Origin of the sequence: Streptomyces sp. NPDC048258 (genome assembly GCF_043201995.1) — a bacterium.
In the GTDB taxonomy this organism is placed as follows: domain Bacteria; phylum Actinomycetota; class Actinomycetes; order Streptomycetales; family Streptomycetaceae; genus Streptomyces.
The window spans coordinates 180,374-197,494 of the sequence record NZ_JBICZH010000003.1; the positions used below are offsets into that span (position 1 = coordinate 180,374).

12 protein-coding genes are annotated in these 17,121 nt (G+C 72.9%); 6 read left to right on the forward strand and 6 right to left on the reverse strand.

The features are described 5' to 3' along the window. Positions 1 to 5 precede the first annotated feature (5 nt). A complete protein-coding gene (gene cobF / locus ACGFYQ_RS08160) occupies positions 6 to 758 on the forward strand; it encodes a precorrin-6A synthase (deacetylating) (protein WP_393741223.1) in 753 nt (250 codons plus the stop codon). Between the two features lie 9 nt (positions 759 to 767). Here the strand turns inward: cobF and ACGFYQ_RS08165 are convergent, their stop codons facing one another. From ACGFYQ_RS08165 to ACGFYQ_RS08175, 3 genes are all read right to left on the reverse strand, one after another. Then, positions 768 to 1,910: an aminotransferase class V-fold PLP-dependent enzyme gene (locus tag ACGFYQ_RS08165; RefSeq protein WP_393741225.1), complete on the reverse strand. Its 1,143-nt coding sequence runs from the start codon at positions 1,908 to 1,910 to the stop codon at positions 768 to 770. A gap of 113 nt (positions 1,911 to 2,023) precedes the next feature. Beyond that, the gene (locus ACGFYQ_RS08170; RefSeq protein WP_393741227.1) at positions 2,024 to 3,748 is read right to left on the reverse strand and encodes an endo-1,3-alpha-glucanase family glycosylhydrolase; all 1,725 of its coding nucleotides are present in this window, start codon (positions 3,746 to 3,748) and stop codon (positions 2,024 to 2,026) included. A 141-nt stretch (positions 3,749 to 3,889) separates the two neighbouring features. Beyond that, the gene (locus ACGFYQ_RS08175; protein ID WP_393741229.1) at positions 3,890 to 5,308 is read right to left on the reverse strand and encodes a family 2B encapsulin nanocompartment shell protein; all 1,419 of its coding nucleotides are present in this window, start codon (positions 5,306 to 5,308) and stop codon (positions 3,890 to 3,892) included. Positions 5,309 to 5,582: 274 nt separating this feature from the next. On the opposite strand from ACGFYQ_RS08175, the gene ACGFYQ_RS08180 reads away from it, so the two are divergent. After that, on the forward strand, positions 5,583 to 6,740 hold the full coding sequence (locus ACGFYQ_RS08180) for a family 2 encapsulin nanocompartment cargo protein terpene cyclase (protein WP_393741231.1): 1,158 nt from the start codon (positions 5,583 to 5,585) through the stop codon (positions 6,738 to 6,740). Between the two features lie 34 nt (positions 6,741 to 6,774). Here the strand turns inward: ACGFYQ_RS08180 and ACGFYQ_RS08185 are convergent, their stop codons facing one another. Next, positions 6,775 to 8,112 carry a hypothetical protein gene (locus ACGFYQ_RS08185; protein WP_393741233.1) on the reverse strand — a complete coding sequence of 446 codons (1,338 nt, stop codon included), beginning with the start codon at positions 8,110 to 8,112 and terminating at the stop codon, positions 6,775 to 6,777. 256 nt (positions 8,113 to 8,368) lie between these two features. On the opposite strand from ACGFYQ_RS08185, the gene ACGFYQ_RS08190 reads away from it, so the two are divergent. The 4 genes from ACGFYQ_RS08190 to ACGFYQ_RS08205 all read left to right on the forward strand — a co-directional run bounded on the left by ACGFYQ_RS08190 (position 8,369) and on the right by ACGFYQ_RS08205 (position 13,824). Continuing rightward, entirely contained in the window at positions 8,369 to 9,394 is a 1,026-nt protein-coding gene (locus ACGFYQ_RS08190; protein WP_393741235.1) for a polyprenyl synthetase family protein, read from the forward strand. 76 nt (positions 9,395 to 9,470) lie between these two features. Further along, positions 9,471 to 10,883 (forward strand): family 2B encapsulin nanocompartment shell protein, encoded by a 1,413-nt coding sequence (locus ACGFYQ_RS08195; RefSeq protein ID WP_393741237.1) that lies wholly within the window; start codon positions 9,471 to 9,473, stop codon positions 10,881 to 10,883. Between the two features lie 14 nt (positions 10,884 to 10,897). Continuing rightward, positions 10,898 to 13,201, forward strand: coding sequence for a germacradienol/geosmin synthase (locus tag ACGFYQ_RS08200; RefSeq protein WP_393741239.1), 2,304 nt, complete (start codon positions 10,898 to 10,900; stop codon positions 13,199 to 13,201). A 416-nt stretch (positions 13,202 to 13,617) separates the two neighbouring features. Beyond that, positions 13,618 to 13,824, forward strand: coding sequence for a hypothetical protein (locus tag ACGFYQ_RS08205; protein WP_393741241.1), 207 nt, complete (start codon positions 13,618 to 13,620; stop codon positions 13,822 to 13,824). Between the two features lie 17 nt (positions 13,825 to 13,841). On the opposite strand, the gene ACGFYQ_RS08210 is transcribed toward ACGFYQ_RS08205, so the two are convergent. After that, complete coding sequence (locus tag ACGFYQ_RS08210) at positions 13,842 to 14,618, reverse strand: hypothetical protein (protein WP_393741243.1); 777 nt, start codon at positions 14,616 to 14,618, stop codon at positions 13,842 to 13,844. A gap of 188 nt (positions 14,619 to 14,806) precedes the next feature. Beyond that, positions 14,807 to 17,026, reverse strand: a complete 2,220-nt coding sequence (locus ACGFYQ_RS08215) for an NADP-dependent isocitrate dehydrogenase (RefSeq protein WP_393741245.1) — start codon at positions 17,024 to 17,026, stop codon at positions 14,807 to 14,809. Positions 17,027 to 17,121 lie beyond the last annotated feature (95 nt).

The window sequence follows — 17,121 nt, forward strand, 5'->3', positions numbered from 1 at the left end:
GCGCCGTGAAGAAGTTCTCAGTGATCGGCATAGGCGCGGGCGACCCGGACCACCTGACCCTCCAGGCGGTCAAGGCGATCGGCGCGGCGGACGCATTCCTCATCCTGGAGAAGGGCGAGGAGAAGGCGGATCTGACCGGGCTGCGGCGCGCGATGCTCGACGAGCACGCGCGCCCCGGCCACCGGCTGGTGGAGGGCCGCGACCCGGACCGGGACCGGACCCCCGCCGACTACACCCCGACGGTGGACGGCTGGCGCAGCGCGCGGGCCGAGCTCTTCGAGCGGTTCATCGCGGAGGATCTGGCGGAGGGCGAGACCGGGGCGTTCCTGGTGTGGGGCGATCCCTCGCTGTACGACTCCACCCTCGCCATCCTCGACGAGGTGCTGGAGCGGGGCCGGGTGGCCTTCGAGCACGAGGTGGTGCCCGGCATCAGCAGCGTCTCGGCGCTGCTGGCGCGGCACCGGACCAATCTGAACCGGGTGGGCCGCCCGGTGCAGATCACCACCGGGCGGCGGCTGGCCGAGGGCTGGCCGCAGGACGTGGACGACGTGGTGGTGATGCTGGACGCGCGGCACGCCTTCACCGCCCACCTGGACCAGGACCTCTTCATCTACTGGGGGGCCTACGTCGGCACCCCGGACGAGATCCTGGTCCAGGGCAAGCTCTCGGACGTCGCGGGGCGGATCGAGGAGCTGCGCACCGAGGCCCGCGCCCGCAAGGGCTGGATCATGGACACGTACCTGCTCCGGCGGGGCTGAGCCCCCTCCTCATCCCAAGAAGGCGGGCAGGGCCGCGGCGAGGCGCTCGTACTCCTCGGGGTGGTTGTAGACCTGCCCGCAGACGCGCAGGCCCCCGCCGCCCGGGCGGGGCCAGACCAGGACCCGGATACGGAGCTTCGCCGCGAGTTCCTCGCGCATGGCCCGGGCCTCGGTCTGGGTCTCGGCGACGCCGGGCGGCAGCAGCACGGAGCGCATCGGGAGGCCCGGGGTGTGCGGGAGCGCGGTGAACCCGGGGAGCCGGGCGAGCAGCTCCGCGCCGTACGCGGCGAGCGCGCTGTTGTGGGCCCGTACCTTGGCGGCGTCGAGGCGGTCGAGCAGGTCGAGGCCCTCGGGCGCGGCCAGCCAGCCGGTGTAGTCGGCGGTGGCCCGGTATTCCACCGAGCGGGGGAAGCCGCGGTGGTCCTCCCAGGAGGGCACCAGGGCCCTGACGCGGGCCCGGTGGGCGGGGGCCACGGCGAGGAGCGCGCTGCCGGACGGGGCGTAGCCCCACTTGTGCAGGTTGCCGAACCAGAAGTCGGCGCCGGCGGCGATCGGCTCGGCCAGCGTGCCGGGGGTGTGCGCGCCGTCGACGACGGTGGTGATCCCGCGCGCGGCGAGGTCCGCGAGCAGCCGGGGGCCGGCGACGAGGCGGGCGGTCGGCGAGCTGACGTGGTCGAGCAGGGCCACCTTCGTGCGCGGCGTGAGCGCCGCCAGCACGGCCTCGCGTACGGCGTCCTCGTCGGGCAGGCGCGGGTCCAGGGCCACCGTGGTGACGGGCGCGCGGCGGGCCGCCGCCGCGGTCACGGTGCCGTAGCCGTGGTCGGTGACCAGGATCTCGTCGCCGTCGGCGAGCGGGACGGCGTCGAGCGCGAGGTTGGCGCCCTCGGTGGCGTTGGAGATGAAGGCGATGCCTTCGGGGTCCGCCCCGAGGTGGGCCGCGATCCGGCCCCGGGCCCGGGCCAGCCGGTCGGAGACGCCGTTGAAGAAGGCGTCGGGGTCGGCGTGGGCCTCGGCGCGCACCGCCTCCTGGGCCTCCTGGACCGGGAGGGGCACCGCCCCGTAGGAGCCGTGGTTGAGGTGGGCGACGCCCGGGTCCAGCCGGAAGAGGGCACCACCGCCGGGGAAGGCGGCAGGGATGGCGGGCTCGGTCACGGGTACCTCCGGGTGACGGGTGCGGCGGGGCTGCTTCTGGATCATGCAAGCGCGGCGCACGGCCCGACAAGGCCAATCGCGACAGGGTGGCCTGCCTCGGAGCCGTGGCTCCCCTACTGTTCCCGTCCGCTGGTCGCCGCGTAGTACTGGAGGTCCTGGACCTCCACCGTTCGGTCCACCTCGTACGGCAGCTCCACCCCCGCGCCGGTCCTCCCGCCCCGCACCACCTGCGCCGAGGTCGTACCGGCCTTCAGCGGGAGCAGCTCGGAGTGGATCCCTGCGGGGGCCTCATGGGTCGCCTTCGCGGATCCGACGGTCGTACGGACGGCTCCCGGCTCGGCGAGGAAGCTGAGCACCTCCACCGTGTCCCGGGGCGCGGCGCTGCCCTTGCGCGGCGCCATCAGCAGCGACTGGTCGCCGGTCGGGTCGGCGTTGGCGAACTGGGTGCGGGCGGTGAGGTACAGCGTGTCCCGGACGATCTTCGGCCAGCTGCCCGTCTTGAACTTGGTGAGGTAGTACGAGGTGAGGTCGAGGTAGGCGTGGCCGTTGTGCAGGGAGGGCGCGAACTGGCTACCTTCCGAGTAGTCGTTCCAGGTGGTGAGCTGGACCCAGTCGGCGCCGTCCTCGATGGCGTGCGTCCAGGTGGAGCGCAGGGTCGCGGTGTTGCCGGCCTCGTCGTAGATGCCCTGGTTGGGGCGGGCGTCCTGGACGGAGACGGGCTGCATCCAGATCTTGCCCATGTCGTGCGCCCGCCGGACGTCGCGGGTGCTGCTCTCCTGGCCGACGTAACTGCGGCTGCCCCACTCGGAGAAGCCGTAACTGATGGGGGCGAACGCGCCGTTGTGGGCGCCGAAGTCGAGGAACAGCGGGACGAAGGCGGTGCGGATACCGTGCTCGGTCTTCAGGATCTCCATGACCCGGGTCCACCAGGCGGCGCTCTTCGCCTCCGCCTTGAAGGGGGAAACGACGAGCCGGCCGTCGGGGAGCCGGTGGGCGGCCGGGGCGTCGCCGAGCGTGGCGATCGCGTCGGCGAGCACGCCCGGGTCGTCGGTCTTCAGCGAGGTCATGTCCGGCATCAGCATGATCTTGAACGCCGGGTCCACCGAACGGGCCGCCGCCATCAGGAGGTTGGAGCGGTCCCAGTTCTTGCCGGAGAGGGAGAGCATGTCGAGGGTGAACCCGTCGATGCCCGCGGCGCGGGCGGTGCGGACCTCCTGCTGGAGGTTGGCGTACTCCCAGTCGCCGGACTTGGGCGGGGTGGGCAGCGGCCGGTCGCGCAGCAGGCCGCCGTACTTCTCGTGCTTGCCGCTCTCGCCGTCCGGGTTCAGGTAGTGGCGGGTGTAGTAGTCGCCGTCCGCGCTCGCGTTGTCGAGGGAGAGCGGGTACGGGGTGAAGTAGTGGGCGAACACCAGCTTCCCGCCCGCCGCGCCGGAGCGCAGGGCGGCCGGCTGGGGCATGTCGAAGGGCAGGACGCCGGAGGGGCGCGCGGCCCCGGTGTCCACCGCGCCCTGGGGGTTGCCCTTGGCGGCCGCGCCCTTGGTGGGCGGCGGGCTGTCGGACGGCTGCGGGGTGGCAGGCGCGGAGCCGCCGGGCACGGCGCTGCCGGGCCCGGCGGACTGCGGGACGCCGCTGCCGGGGGCCGAACCGGCCTGGGAGGAGGCCCCGTTGAAGGGGTCCCAGGCGATCCCGGTGGCCGCGCACACCCCGACCAGGAGGAAGGCGGAGATGAGCAGGGCGAGCAGCGGCCTGCGGCCCCGGAAGCCGGATCGGCGCCGGTGCCGGTGCCGGTGCGGGCCGGGCCGCGCCGCCCGCCCCTCTGATCGCCGGTCCGCGCTCATCCTGGTCCCTCCCGCGAATATGCCCCCGGCGGGGGGCTGCACAGCAGTAGAGCCCATTACCGGCCGTCGGACAACCGTTCACGGGGGCGCGCGCCCTGACGCGTACGTCACGGGGCCCACGGGGACTACGCCGGACGCGGGTCAGGAGCGGGTGGCGGCGATGTCGGCGTTCTCCAGGATCCCGATCGCGTCGGGGACGAGGATGGCCGTCGAGTAGTAGGAGCTGACCAGATAGGACATGACCGACTTCTGGTCGATGCCCATGCAGCGGACGTTGAGGCCCGGTTCGATCTGCTCCGGGATCGCGGCGGGGCGCAGGCCGATGACGCCTCCGTTGTCCTCACCGGTGCGCAGGGCCAGGATCGAGCTGGTGTGGCCGCCGACGACCGGGATCTTGCCGCAGGGCAGCACCGGGATGCCGCGCCAGGACGGGACCTGTTTGCCGTGCACCTCGACGGTGTCCAGGGCGAGGCCGCGCTTGTTGCACTCGCGGAAGAAGGCGGCGATGGCCTTGGGGTGCGCGAGGAAGAACCGGGTGCCGCGGCGCATGCTGAGCAGGTCGTCCATGTCGTCCGGGGTGGGCGGGCCGGACCAGGTGCTGATGCGCTGTCCGTAGTCGGCGTTGTGCAGGAGGCCGAAGTCCCGGTTGTTGAGGAGCTCGGACTCCTCGCGCTCGCGCATCGCCTCGACCGTCAGGCGCAGTTGCTGCTCGAACTGGTTCATCGGGTCGTTGTAGAGGTCGGCGACCCGGGTGTGGATCTGCAGCACGGTCTGGGCGAGGCTCAGTTCGTACTCGCGCGGCTGCAGCTCGTAGTCGACGAAGGTGGCGGGCAGCAGGGCCTCGCCCGCGTGGCCGGAGGCGAGCTCGATGTCGGCCTCGCCGCGCCGGTTGACGGGCCGGCGGCCGTTCTCGACGTACTGCTCCAGGTGGGCGCGCAGGCTCGCCGCGCGGCCCAGTACCTCCTGGAAGGCGCTCCACCGCAGCACCATCACCGTGCCGGCGGTAGCGGCCCGTACGGAGTAGGCCCAGCTCGGGTCGGTCTGGCCCAGGGCGTCGTCGCCGAGCTGGTCGCCGTCGGCGATCACGCCGAGGAGTTCGGCGCCGCCGTACTTGCCTTCGGCGCGTTTCTCGAAGCGGCCGTGGGCGATGATGAACACCTCGGAGACGGGGGCTCCGGCCTCCACGAGGGTGTCGCCGGCGCGCAGGTCGCGCTTGACGAAGCGCAGGGCCAGCTCTTCGAGCACGGCGCTGTCGGGATAGCCCTTGAGGGTGGGCAGCTCGGTGAGGGTGGGGGCGAGGATGCGTACGTCGTCCGCGCCGGCCTGGACGAAGGAGACCCGGCCGCGCCCGACGGCGTGGGTCAGGCGGCGGTTGACGCGGTAGGTGCCGGCGCCGAGGTCCACCCAGGGCAGCATGCGCAGCAGCCAGCGCGAGCTGATGCCCTGCATCTGGGGAACGGACTTGGTGGTCGTCGCGAGATTGCGGGCCGCGGCGGTACTCAGGCTCAGCTGCCGGTCGTCGGTGGGGGCAAGGGGTGGTGGCTGCGCCTCTGCGGTCATGCGGGTTCCTCCCTGAGTCGGTCCACGCGGAGCGTGCTGCACGCTCACGGTGGGGCGCCGGGCCTCACGCGCGGTAGCCGCTCCGGCCCGGTGGCCTGTTGAAAATCCCGGGCGGTTGAAGGCCTGCACTTCTGTACGAACCCCCGGGCGGCCGGACACCCGTGCGGGCTTTCAACGCCGCCGGATCTTCAACAGGCGGACCGGGCCCGGGGCCTTCCGCCGCCGGGTGCGGCCCCCGCTCCATGGGTGGGTGCGCCGACCCGCAGGAGGACACATGGACCGCGCCCCCGTTCCCGCCCCGGGTCGCCCCCGCGTGCCGGCCCCCGATCCGGCGGAGGTGCTGCGCCGGCTGCTCGGCGGCCGCAGCGGGCTGGGCACCTCACCGTTGCGCGCCGGCCCGGCCGCGGGCGGGCCCGCCCGTACGGGCACGGGGTCGGGATCGGGATCGGGGTCGGGATCGGGATCGGGATCGGGGTCGGGGATCGTGATTCCCCCGCTGTACTGCCCGGACGCCGTCCGGGACGACCCGGCGCTGGCCGACGCGGTCAACGAGGAACTCGTCCGGTGGGCCGCCGAGGTGGGGATCTACGCGGGCCGCCTGGACATGCTCCGGTCCTGCCACTTCGGCCGGCTGATGATGCTCGCGCACCCGGACTGCGACGACCCCGACCGGCTGCTGGCGGCCGCCAAGTGCGGGCTGTCCGAGTGGTCCGTGGACGACCACTGGGTCGACGAGGGCGAGGACGCGGACCCCGGGCTGATCGGCCTGCGCACGGCGCTCGCGCACGCCGTCGTGGACCCGGTGCGGCTGCCGGCCCGCTACGAGCGGCAGTTCGAGGAGCGGGTGGCGGCCGAGCCCGTGCTGCGCGCCTTCCGCTCCAGCCTGGAGCACCTCGCCGCGTTCGCCTCCCCCACTCAAGTGACCCGCCTGCGCTACCAGTTGTCGGTGATGTTCGTCGGGTACAACCACGAGGCCGAGTGGCGGACGTCGGGCCGCCGGCCGCCCGTCTGGGAGTACCTGGTGCACCGGTACGAGAACGGCTTCTTCCCCTGCATGGCCCTCACCGACCCGGTCGGCGGGTACGAGGTGCCCGCCCGGGAGTTCGCGGACGCCCGGGTTCGGCGTACGTACATGTACGCGGGGGCGGCCGGCTGCCTGCTCAACGACCTGTACTCGATGGCGCGGGAGGACCCCGCCGACACCAACCTGCCGAACCTGATCGCGGCCGAGGACCACTGCTCGCTCCAGGAAGCGGTGAACCGTACGGCCGCGATCCACGACGAGGTGATGCGTACCGTCGAGGCGGAGTCGGCCGCGCTCGCCGCCCTCGGCTCGCCGGAACTGGGCCGCTTCCTGGAGGGGGTCTGGAACTGGATGGGCGGAGCGAAGGAGTGGCACGCCACGAGCCCCCGCTACCACGACGGGCTCTGACGGCCAGGCCCCAGGCCAGGCCCGGTCCGGGCGACTAGGCGAGCGTGCGGACGCGGGCCAGGAGCGCACGCGCGGTGCGGTTGCCGCGTACCGGGTGGAGGCGGGCGCGCAGGCGGCGCAGGGCGTCGTCCACGCGCGCGGAGTCCAGCTGCGCCGTCGCGTCGACCATCTCGTGCCAGGTGGCGCAGGCCCGTTCCACGTGGCCTTGGCCCAGGTGGAGTTCGGCGAGCCGCGCCAGGGTCACGGCTCGTGCCCGGCGTTCGCCGGGCGGCCGGTGCCGCAGCGAGGTGCCGAGAGCGGCGATCGCGCCGGCCCCGTCCCCGAGGGCCGCCAGCGCCTCCGCCTGCTGATGCGCGAGCGCGGCCTGGTGGTAGTCGCCGATGGCCGCCCGCTGCCCGGTCGAGCGCTCCAACAGCCGCTCGGCCTGGCCCAGATGGGCCACCGCGGCCCGCCGGTCGCCGCAGCCCGCCTCCGCGACCGCCAGCTGTCCGGTGACGAACGCGGCCTGCAGGGAGGGCAGCCGCCCCGCTTCCCGGGCGGCCGCCTCCGCCAGCTCCCATGCCTGTTTGCGGTGGCCCAGGTGGTGGGCCTGCACGCTCATGGCCCGCAGTACGGGCGCCCAGCACTGCGGATCCCCCGCCTCCCGGCCGAGCCGCAGCGCCGCCCGGTAGTACGCCTGGGCCACGCCCTGCTGGTTGCCGTCGAAGCACAGGAACCCGGCGGTGTAGGCGAGGCGCGCGGCGCAGCCCAGCAGCCGGTGCCGGACCGCGGGCGCGGCGCCGGCGCGCAGCCAGGGCGCCACGGCGGTGGCGAGGTAGCGGGTCAGGGCGGGCCTGACCTGGCCGCTGCCGAAGGTCATGTCGGCGTTGCGGAAGACCGGCAGGACCGCCTCGGCGGCCTCCACCTGCTGGGCGCCGATCCGCCCGGACGGCCGCTCGGGAGCTCCTGCCCCGCCCGGCGGCGGCCAGCCCGGGGGCCGCCAGGCGGAGGAGTAGACGGGGATCTCGCCCAGCAGGGCCTCGGCCTCGTGCGCGGCGCCCGGGTCCGGGAGGTCCGCCGCGAGGGCGTCCGCGGCGTTCGGTTCGGCGCCGGGGCGGTCCCGCGCCCTGCCGCCGGAGGGCCGGGCCAGCCCGGTGTCGGCCGGGCTGACCCGTCGCCCGGTACGCCGGCTCAGCGCCTCGGCGGCGAGGGCGACGACGTGCGCGGGAGGCCGGGTGCCGGCCAGCCAGTGCGAGACGGAGGTCCGGTCGTAACGCAGGGTGAGGCCGGTCTCCGCGGCCACGCCGTTGACGGCGCGCGCGAAGTCCTGCCCGCTCCAGCGCGCGTCGGTGAGGAGAGTGCGCAGTCGTCCGTTGGGTTCACGCTTGGCCATCAGAACCGCCCAGCTCGTACACGTGTCCATCCATTCAACGCGGTCGGACATTCAACACGGCGGGGCGGGGACGGATGTACCGGGTGAGGCCGTCCTGCCCCTAACTAAGACGTGTGCGCCCGGCGGCACTCGGTCACACCGCGTGGCCCTGGCGTACGGGAGCACAGCAGATCACTCGGGAGCGGGACCGTCCCTGCCGGTCACTCCCGCACGCCACCCCCACCCGGCCCGCTGTTCAGGAGGTGCGTACACCCCCATGACTCCGTACGTGAAGGACCGGGACGACCACGGCACCACCGCCGTGCTCGGCCGCACCCGGGCGGCCGTGGAGCCCTTGATGCGCACGGCGGTGCGCTCGCTGCCCGGCGGTGTGCGGGCGGTGGCCGAGTACCACCTCGGCTGGCGCGACCGTACCGGGGCCCCGGCCGCCGCCGGGGCGGGGAAGTCGATACGGCCGGCCCTGGTACTGGCCGCGGCGCGGGCGGTCGGCGGCCGCGAGGAGGACGCCCTCGGCGCTGCGGCGGCCGTCGAACTCGTGCACAACTTCACGCTGTTGCACGACGACGTGATCGACCGGGATCCGACGCGCCGTCACCGGGCCACGGCCTGGCGGGTGTTCGGCAGCTCGGAGGCGATCGTGGCGGGCGACGCGATGGCCGCGCTCGCGGTGCGCCTGGTCGCCGACCGGACCGAGGCGGTGACCCGGCTGTCGGACTGCGTGATCGAGCTGTGCGAGGGTCAGTACGAGGACTGCTCCTTCGAGACCCGTACGACGGTCGCCCTGGCCGAGGCGCTGGCCATGGCGGAGGCCAAGACCGGGGCCCTGCTGGGCGCCGCCTGCGCCCTGGGCGGGCTGTACGGGGGCGCCCCGCCGGCGGTCACGGCCGCCCTCGACGCCTTCGGGCGCGGTATCGGGGTCGGCTTCCAGCTGATCGACGACCTGCTCGGGATCTGGGGCGACCCGGAGGTCACCGGGAAGCCCGTCGGCGCCGACCTGGCGGCCCGCAAGAAGTCCATGCCGGTGGTCGCGGCCCTGCTGTCGGGCACGGAGGCCGCCGCCGAACTCGCCGCCCTCTACGCCGGCGCCCGCCCGCTCGGCGCCGCCGGGATCGCCCGCGCGACGGCCCTGGTCGAGTGCGCGGGCGGCCGGGACTGGGCGCAGTACGAGGCCTCCGTACGGGCGGCGCAGGCGCTGGAGCGCCTGGCCGAGGCCGTCCCCGACCCGGCCGCGACCGCCGAGCTGGTGTCGCTGTGCGAGCTGATCACCCGCCGGGAAGCCTGACCGCCACGACAGTCCGTACCGCCGCGCACGGCATCCCGCGGCCCCCCAGGAAGACCGACCGAGAGGAAGGCCCGCCATGTCCGTCGACCCCAGTGCCGAATCAAACACCGCCGAGCACCTGACCGCCGCCGCCCGGCAGAGCCTGAGCACCGAGGCCGCCCGGAATCTGGCCACCACGACCAAGTCCGCGCCGCAGATGCAGGGGATCAGCTCGCGCTGGCTGCTGCGGATCCTGCCGTGGGTGCAGACCGGCGGCGGCACGTACCGGGTCAACCGCACGGTCAGCTACACGCTCGGCGACGGGCGCATCACCTTCGTGAAGACCGGCACCGAGCTGCGGGTCATCCCGGCGATGCTGCGCGAACTCGGCATGCTCCGGAACTTCCCCGACGACCAGGTGGTCAAAGCCATCGCCGACCGGTTCGTCAAGGAGGAGTTCCGCAAGGGCGACACCATCGTCCGGCGCGGCGAACCCGTCGACAAGATCTACCTGATCGCCCACGGCCGGATCGAACGGCTGAGCGCCAGCGCCTACGGGGACGAGGCGAGCCTGGACGTCCTGAGCGACGGCGACCACTTCGGCCACCACCCGCTGCCCGACGCCCGCTGGGAGTTCACGGCCCGGGCGCAGACGGACGTGGTGACGATGACCTTCAACCGCGGCGACTGGGACGCGGCGCTGAACAGCTCCGCCGCGCTCCGCCTGCACGCCGAGGCCTATCTGGAGGCCGAGCGCGTCGGCCGCAGGGGCAGCGACGCCGTCGACCTGTCGGCGGGGCACACCGGCGAGGTGATGCTGCCCGGCACGTACGTCGACTACGACCTGAGCCCGCGCGAGTACGAGCTCAGCGTCGCGCAGACCGTGCTGCGCGTCCACTCCCGGGTCGCCGACCTCTACAACCAGCCGATGAACCAGTCCGAGCAGCAACTGCGCCTGACCATCGAGGCGTTGAAGGAACGCCAGGAGAGCGAGCTGATCAACAACGCGGAGTTCGGGCTGCTGCACAACGCCGACTACGAGCAGCGCGTCTACGCCCGCACCGGCCCGCCCACCCCCGACGACATGGACGAGCTCCTCAGCCGCCGCCGCGGGTCCCAGTACTTCCTCGCCCACCCGCGCACCATCGCCGCCTTCGGCCGCGAGTGCAGCCGGCGCGGCCTGTACCCGGACAGCGTGGACTTCCAGGGCCACCGGGTCCCGTCCTGGCGCGGCGTCCCCCTGCTGCCCTGCAACAAGATCCCGGTGACGCGGGAGCGGACCAGCTCGATCCTCGTCCTGCGCACCGGCGAGGACAACGACGGGGTCATCGGACTGCACCCGGTGGCGCTGCCCGACGAGTACCAGCCGGGCCTCTCCGTCCGCTTCATGAACATCAACGAGCAGGCGATCATCTCCTACCTGGTCACCGCCTACTACTCCGCCGCGATCCTGGTGCCCGACGCCGTCGGCGTGCTGGAGAACGTAGAGATCTCCCGCTTCGACGACTGACAGGGGGTGACGTCATGACCGCTCGGCAGGAGACCACCGCGCCGCGGCAGCCCTTCGAGCTGCCCGAGTTCTACCTCCCGCATCCCGCGCGCCTCAATCCCCATCTGGAGCGGGCCCGGGCGCACACCCGCGCCTGGGCCGGGGAGCTGGGGATGCTGGAGGGTTCGGGCGTCTGGGGCGCGGCCGATCTGGAGGCGCACGACTACGCGCTGCTGTGCGCCTACACCCACCCCGAGTGCGACGCCCCCATGCTCTCGCTCGTCACCGACTGGTACGTGTGGGTGTTCTTCTTCGACGACTGGTTCCTGGAGCGCTTCAAGCGCTCCGGTGACCGCAAGGCCGGCCGGGAGGCGCTGGAGCGGCTGGCGCCCTTCATGCCCGCCGATCCGCGCGCACCGATGCCCGAACCGACGAACCCGGTGGAAGCCGGCCTGGCCGACCTGTGGCGGCGTACGGTGCCCGGCCACTCGGCGGACTGGACCGGCCGCTTCACCCTCAGCACCCACAACCTGCTGTACGAATCGCTGTGGGAGCTCGACAACATCAGCATCGGCCGGGTCTCGAACCCGGTGGAGTACGTGGAACAGCGCCGCAAGGTGGGCGGCGCGCCCTGGTCGGCGGCGATCGTCGAGCACGCGGTGGGCGTGGAGGTGCCGCCGTCCGTCTCCGGGGAGCGGGCGCTGCGGGTCCTGCGCGACTGCTTCGCCGACTCGGTGCACTTCCGCAACGACCTGTTCTCGTACGAGCGGGAGACCGGGACGGAGGGGGAGCTCAGCAACGGGGTGCTGGTCCTGGAACGGTTCTTCGGCTGCGCCACCCAGGAGGCCGCCGACCAGCTGAACAACATGCTCACCTCCCGCCTCCAGCAGTTCGAGAGCACCTTCTTCACCGAACTGCCGCTGCTGTTCGCGGAGAAGGGCCTCGGCCCGGACGGGGTCCTCGCGGTCCTCACCTACGCGCGCGGGCTCCAGGACTGGCAGTCCGGCGGCCACGAGTGGCACATGCGCTCCAGCCGGTACATGAAGAGCCCCCCGGGCCGGACCGGCGCGGACCTGCCCGGTGCCGGCCTGCCCGGGTGGCTGCGCGGCCCCACGGGGCTGGGCACCACCGGCGCCAACATCAAGGCGCTGCTGGGTCTGACCGGAGGTGCGCGCCGGGTCCGCCGGTACACCAACGTCCCGCGTCCAGTGGGCCCTTCGGTGATCCCGGCGTTCTACATGCCGCTGCGGAACGTGCTCAATCCGCACCTGGAGGGCGCCCGGGAGCGGCTCATCGCCTGGAACCGGGAGATGGGGTTCTTCGACGAGGGCATGTGGTGGGAGGAGAAGGCCCGGGACTTCGACTTCGCGCTGTGCTCGGCGGGCATCGACCCGGAGGCCTCGCCTGAGGCGCTGGACATCAGCGCGGGCTGGCTGAGCTGGGGCACGTACGCCGACGACGCCTATCCGCTGCTCTTCGGCTCCACCCGGAGCCTGGCCGCCGGCCGGGCGCAGACCGAGCGGCTGCGCGCCTGCATGCCGTTGGACCTGTCCGCGCCGCCGCCCCAGGCCAACGCCATGGAGCGGGGGCTGGCCGACCTGTGGCGGCGCACGGCCGCGCCGATGGGTCCGCGCGGGCGGGAGCTGTTCCGGGAGGCGATGGACCGGGTGCTGGACAGCTGGCACTGGGAGCTGGAGAACCAGGCGGCCAACCGGGTGCCGGACCCGGTGGACTACCTGGAGATGCGCCGGGTGACCTTCGGGTCGCCGATGACGATCGCGCTCGGGCGGATGGCGCACATGGACGTCGTCCCGCAGGAGGTCTACGCCAGTTCGGCCATGCAGTCGCTGGAGGCGGCGGCCTTCGACTACTCGGCCCTGATGAACGACGTGTGCTCGTACCAGAAGGAGGCCGAGTACGAGGGCGAGCTGCACAACTGCCTGATAGTCGTGGAGAACTTCTTCGACTGCGACTATCCGACCGCGCTGCGGATCGTGAACGACCTGATGACCTCGCGGATGAAGCAGTTCGAGCACGTGGTGGCGAACGAACTGCCCGTCATGTACGAGGACTTCGGACTGGACGCGGCGGCCCGCGCGGCCCTGGACCGCAACGCCGAGGAGCTCAAGCGGTGGATGGCCGCCATCTACGTCTGGCACGTCGGGACGCGGCGCTACCGGGAGGAGGACCTCAAACGCCATCACGCGCACCGCCCGGCCGCGGCGGCGGCCGCCGTCGTCCCGGACCCGCCGGGCTCGTCGGGCCCGCCGAGCCCGCCGAGCCCGCCGTTCAGGGGCCGCCTCTTGCCCGCGGCGCCGCACCGTGCCGGATGGGCCTGACCCCCCGCCCGGCCGGCCGCTCGCCATGGCGGGCCGTTCTCTGCGGAATGCGACATTCCCCTGGTCTCGTGGCGCAGGCGGCGGATAATCGTCGTCATGCGGCTGGAATGAACCCTCTTGCCGCACTTGGTCACGCATGCAATGGGGGGCATCGTGCCGATGAGGGAATCCGGGTCGCCCGGAACAACACTGCCCGCGACGTCCACCGAGATGTCCCGGCTGCTCACCGCCGTCCGGCGGGGGCGCGTGCTGACGGTCACGGGCGGGTTCCGCGAGCCGCGGAGCCTGCTGGTGCGGGAGATCGCCCGGCGACTCGCGTCCAACTTCTACGACGGGGTGGCCGTCATCGCCCTGGACCCGCTCCACGGCGGCTACGGAGTCCGCGAACTGACGGCCGAGCGGGCTGCGTACCGGGCATGCGCTTCCTGCCGTGCGGGACGGCGAACGCCGCCTCGTGGCTGGCCGAACGGGACATGCTGCTCGTCCTGGACGGCGCCGAACAGCTCGGCCCCGAGGCACTGGCCTGGCTGCGCCGCCTGCTCGCGGTGGCCCCCGGACTGCGGATCCTCGCGTCCGGGCGGTCCCCGCTGGCCTTCGAGCAGGAGTGGGTCCACCGGCTCTGACGCGGTGGCCGCCGGCCTCAGCCCGGCTGCCGGCTGAGCCGGCGCCACACCGGGGCCGGACAGCGGCCCTGGGGCCGGGTCTTGAGGAACAGCCGGTAGTCGACCTGGCGCGGCGGCCGGCCGAACTCCACCCAGTGGGCGCGGCCGGAGACCTTGTCCCAGCCGTCGTTCGGCATCCGGATGTGGTCGGACCGCCCGTCCTTGTCCTGGCTGGTGATCTGGGCGACCTCCGCGTGGTCGGCGTGGGAGGCCAGCACCACGCAGTAGTGGCGCAGCTGCCGTCCGGGATCCTCGCGGAGCGGCACCATCGCCAGCCAGACCTCCCCCGGCGCCGGCCGCCGGGCACTCCTGGCGGCGAGCGGACGGCCGCGGGAGGCGTCCCACCATCGGACCGCGGCGACGAAGGCGAGCGCGACCAGTCCGGCGGCCGTGCTCTCGGCCGTCGCCCGGACGTTCCACAGGGGCTGGTCGCCGACCCTGCTCTCCGTCCACCACAGGGCCGGGGCGACCAGGGCCAGCAGGGCCGCGGCTCGCGCGAGGACCAGCCACCACACGAACGGGCGGCGCCGGCCGGCGAAGAACGCCAAGCCCAGGGCCACCACGACCGGGATCGCGTAGGTGATCAGGTACGGGACGAAGCCGTGCAGCTGCTGCGGCGGCGTCTGCGCCGCCATCAGGTCGGGCAGCGTCAGCGGAAGCGACAGCAGGTACCCGACGGTGGGCAGGACGAACGCCACGAGCAGGAGAACCGCGCACCCGATACCGGCGCAGGACGTGTTGGAGCCGCGTGCCACAGAACCCCCCATAGGTCACCGATCCGTGAACGCTAGCGCAGGGTCCACTCCTCGGCCAGCAGTCCCAGGACGACCCCGTCCGCGAATCCGCCGTACACCGCGGGCGGGTACGGGGGTACGGACACGGGTCCGCCCCGGCCGGGCACGAGGCCGGCCGGGGCGGAGACGTCACGCGTGCGACTCAGGTGTCAGCCGAGGAGGGCCAGCGCCTGGTTGAGGGTCGCGGACGGGCGCATGATCGCCGCGGCCTTGGTGGCGTCGGGCTGGTAGTAGCCGCCGATGTCGGCCGGGGAGCCCTGCACCGCGATGAGCTCGGCGACGATGGTCTGCTCCTGCTCGGCCAGGGTCTTGGCGAGCGGCGCGAAGGCCGCGGCCAGCTCGGCGTCGTCGGTCTGCTTAGCCAGCTCCTGCGCCCAGAACAGGGCGAGGTAGAAGTGGCTGCCGCGGTTGTCGATGCCGCCCAGCTTGCGGCTCGGCGACTTGTCCTCGTTGAGGAAGGTGCCGGTCGCGCGGTCCAGGGTGTCGGCCAGCACCTGGGCGCGGGCGTTGCCGGTGGTGCTGGCGAGGTGCTCGAAGCTGGCCGCGAGCGCGAAGAACTCGCCGAGCGAGTCCCAGCGCAGGTAGTTCTCCTTGACCAGCTGCTGGACGTGCTTCGGGGCGGAGCCGCCGGCGCCCGTCTCGAAGAGGCCGCCGCCGTTCATCAGCGGGACGACCGACAGCATCTTGGCGCTGGTGCCCAGCTCCAGGATCGGGAAGAGGTCGGTCAGGTAGTCGCGCAGCACGTTGCCGGTCACCGAGATGGTGTCCTCGCCGCGGCGGATGCGCTCCAGGGAGAAGGCGGTGGCCTCGACCGGGGACAGGATCTTGATGTCCAGGCCCTCGGTGTCGTGGTCGGCCAGGTACGTCTTGACCTTGGCGATCACCTGCGCGTCGTGCGCGCGGCCCTCGTCCAGCCAGAAGACGGCCGGGTTGCCGGTGGCGCGGGCGCGGGTGACGGCGAGCTTGACCCAGTCCTGGATCGGCAGGTCCTTGGTCTGGCAGGAGCGGAAGATGTCACCGGCGGCGACCTCCTGCTCCAGGACCGTGTTGCCCGCGGCGTCGACGACGCGGACGGTGCCCGCGGCGGCGATCTCGAAGGTCTTGTCGTGGCTGCCGTACTCCTCGGCCTTCTGGGCCATGAGGCCGACGTTCGGCACCGAGCCCATGGTCGAGGGGTCGAAGGCGCCGTTGGCGCGGCAGTCGTCGACGACGACCTGGTAGACACCGGCGTAGCTGCTGTCCGGGAGGACGGCGAGGGTGTCGGCCTCGTTGCCGTCGGGGCCCCACATGTGGCCGGAGGTGCGGATCATGGCCGGCATGGAGGCGTCGACGATGACGTCGGACGGCACGTGCAGGTTGGTGATGCCCTTGTCGGAGTCGACCATCGCGAGGGCGGGGCCCTCGGCGATCTCGGCGTCGATGGAGGCCTTGATCGCGTCGCCGTCGGGCAGCGCGCCCAGGCCGTTCAGGACGGCGCCGAGGCCGTCGTTGGGCGACAGGCCGGCGGCGGCGAGGGTCTCGCCGTAGCGGGCGAAGGTCTTCGGGAGGAAGGCGCGGACCACGTGGCCGAAGATGATCGGGTCGGAGACCTTCATCATCGTGGCCTTGAGGTGCACGGAGAACAGGACGCCCTCGGCCTTGGCGCGCTCGATCTGGTCGTTCAGGAAGGTGCGCAGCGCGTCGACGTGCAGGACGGACGCGTCCACGACCTCACCGGCGAGGACCGGTACGGACTCGCGCAGCACGGTGGTGGCGCCGTCGGCGGCCACGTGCTCGATGCGCAGGGTGCCGGCCTCGGCGATCACGGCGGACTTCTCCGTCGAGCGGAAGTCGTTCTCGCCCATGGTGGCGACGTTCGTCTTCGACTCGGGGACCCAAGCGCCCATGCGGTGCGGGTGCGTCTTGGCGTAGTTCTTGACCGAGGCGGGGGCGCGGCGGTCGGAGTTGCCCTCGCGCAGGACCGGGTTGACGGCACTGCCCTTGACCTTGTCGTAGCGGGCGCGGATCTCGCGCTCCTCGTCGGTCTTCGGGTCGTCCGGGTAGTCCGGGAGGGCGTAGCCCTGGCCCTGGAGCTCGGCGACCGCGGCCTTCAGCTGCGGGATCGAGGCCGAGACGTTGGGCAGCTTGATGATGTTGGCTTCCGGCGTCTTCGCCAGCTGGCCGAGCTCGGCCAGGGCGTCGGCGATCCGCTGGCTCTCCTGGAGGTACTCCGGGAAGCTGGCGATGATCCGACCGGCCAGGGAGATGTCACGGGTCTCGACATTCACACCGGCCGTCGACGCGTACGCCTGGACCACAGGCAGGAACGAATACGTCGCGAGGGCCGGGGCCTCGTCAGTGTGCGTGTAGATGATGGTCGAGTCAGTCACCGGATGCTCCGCTCCACAGTCTGCGTCTCTCGTCTGCAACATTGCTCGACATCAAGATATCTCGTGATCGGGCCGGTCTGGACAGCCCCCTCCCA

What these genes read in the sequence shown, in the direction of transcription:
- ACGFYQ_RS08200 (WP_393741239.1), top strand. Translation starts at nt 10,898, where the DNA reads ATGACCGCTCGGCAGGAGACCACCGCGCCGCGGCAGCCCTTCGAGCTG.
- ACGFYQ_RS08205 (WP_393741241.1), top strand. Translation starts at nt 13,618, where the DNA reads ATGCGCTTCCTGCCGTGCGGGACGGCGAACGCCGCCTCGTGGCTGGCC.
- ACGFYQ_RS08185 (WP_393741233.1), bottom strand. Translation starts at nt 8,112, where the DNA reads ATGGCCAAGCGTGAACCCAACGGACGACTGCGCACTCTCCTCACCGAC.
- ACGFYQ_RS08170 (WP_393741227.1), bottom strand. Translation starts at nt 3,748, where the DNA reads ATGAGCGCGGACCGGCGATCAGAGGGGCGGGCGGCGCGGCCCGGCCCG.
- ACGFYQ_RS08180 (WP_393741231.1), top strand. Translation starts at nt 5,583, where the DNA reads ATGGACCGCGCCCCCGTTCCCGCCCCGGGTCGCCCCCGCGTGCCGGCC.
- ACGFYQ_RS08175 (WP_393741229.1), bottom strand. Translation starts at nt 5,308, where the DNA reads ATGACCGCAGAGGCGCAGCCACCACCCCTTGCCCCCACCGACGACCGG.
- ACGFYQ_RS08195 (WP_393741237.1), top strand. Translation starts at nt 9,471, where the DNA reads ATGTCCGTCGACCCCAGTGCCGAATCAAACACCGCCGAGCACCTGACC.
- ACGFYQ_RS08190 (WP_393741235.1), top strand. Translation starts at nt 8,369, where the DNA reads ATGACTCCGTACGTGAAGGACCGGGACGACCACGGCACCACCGCCGTG.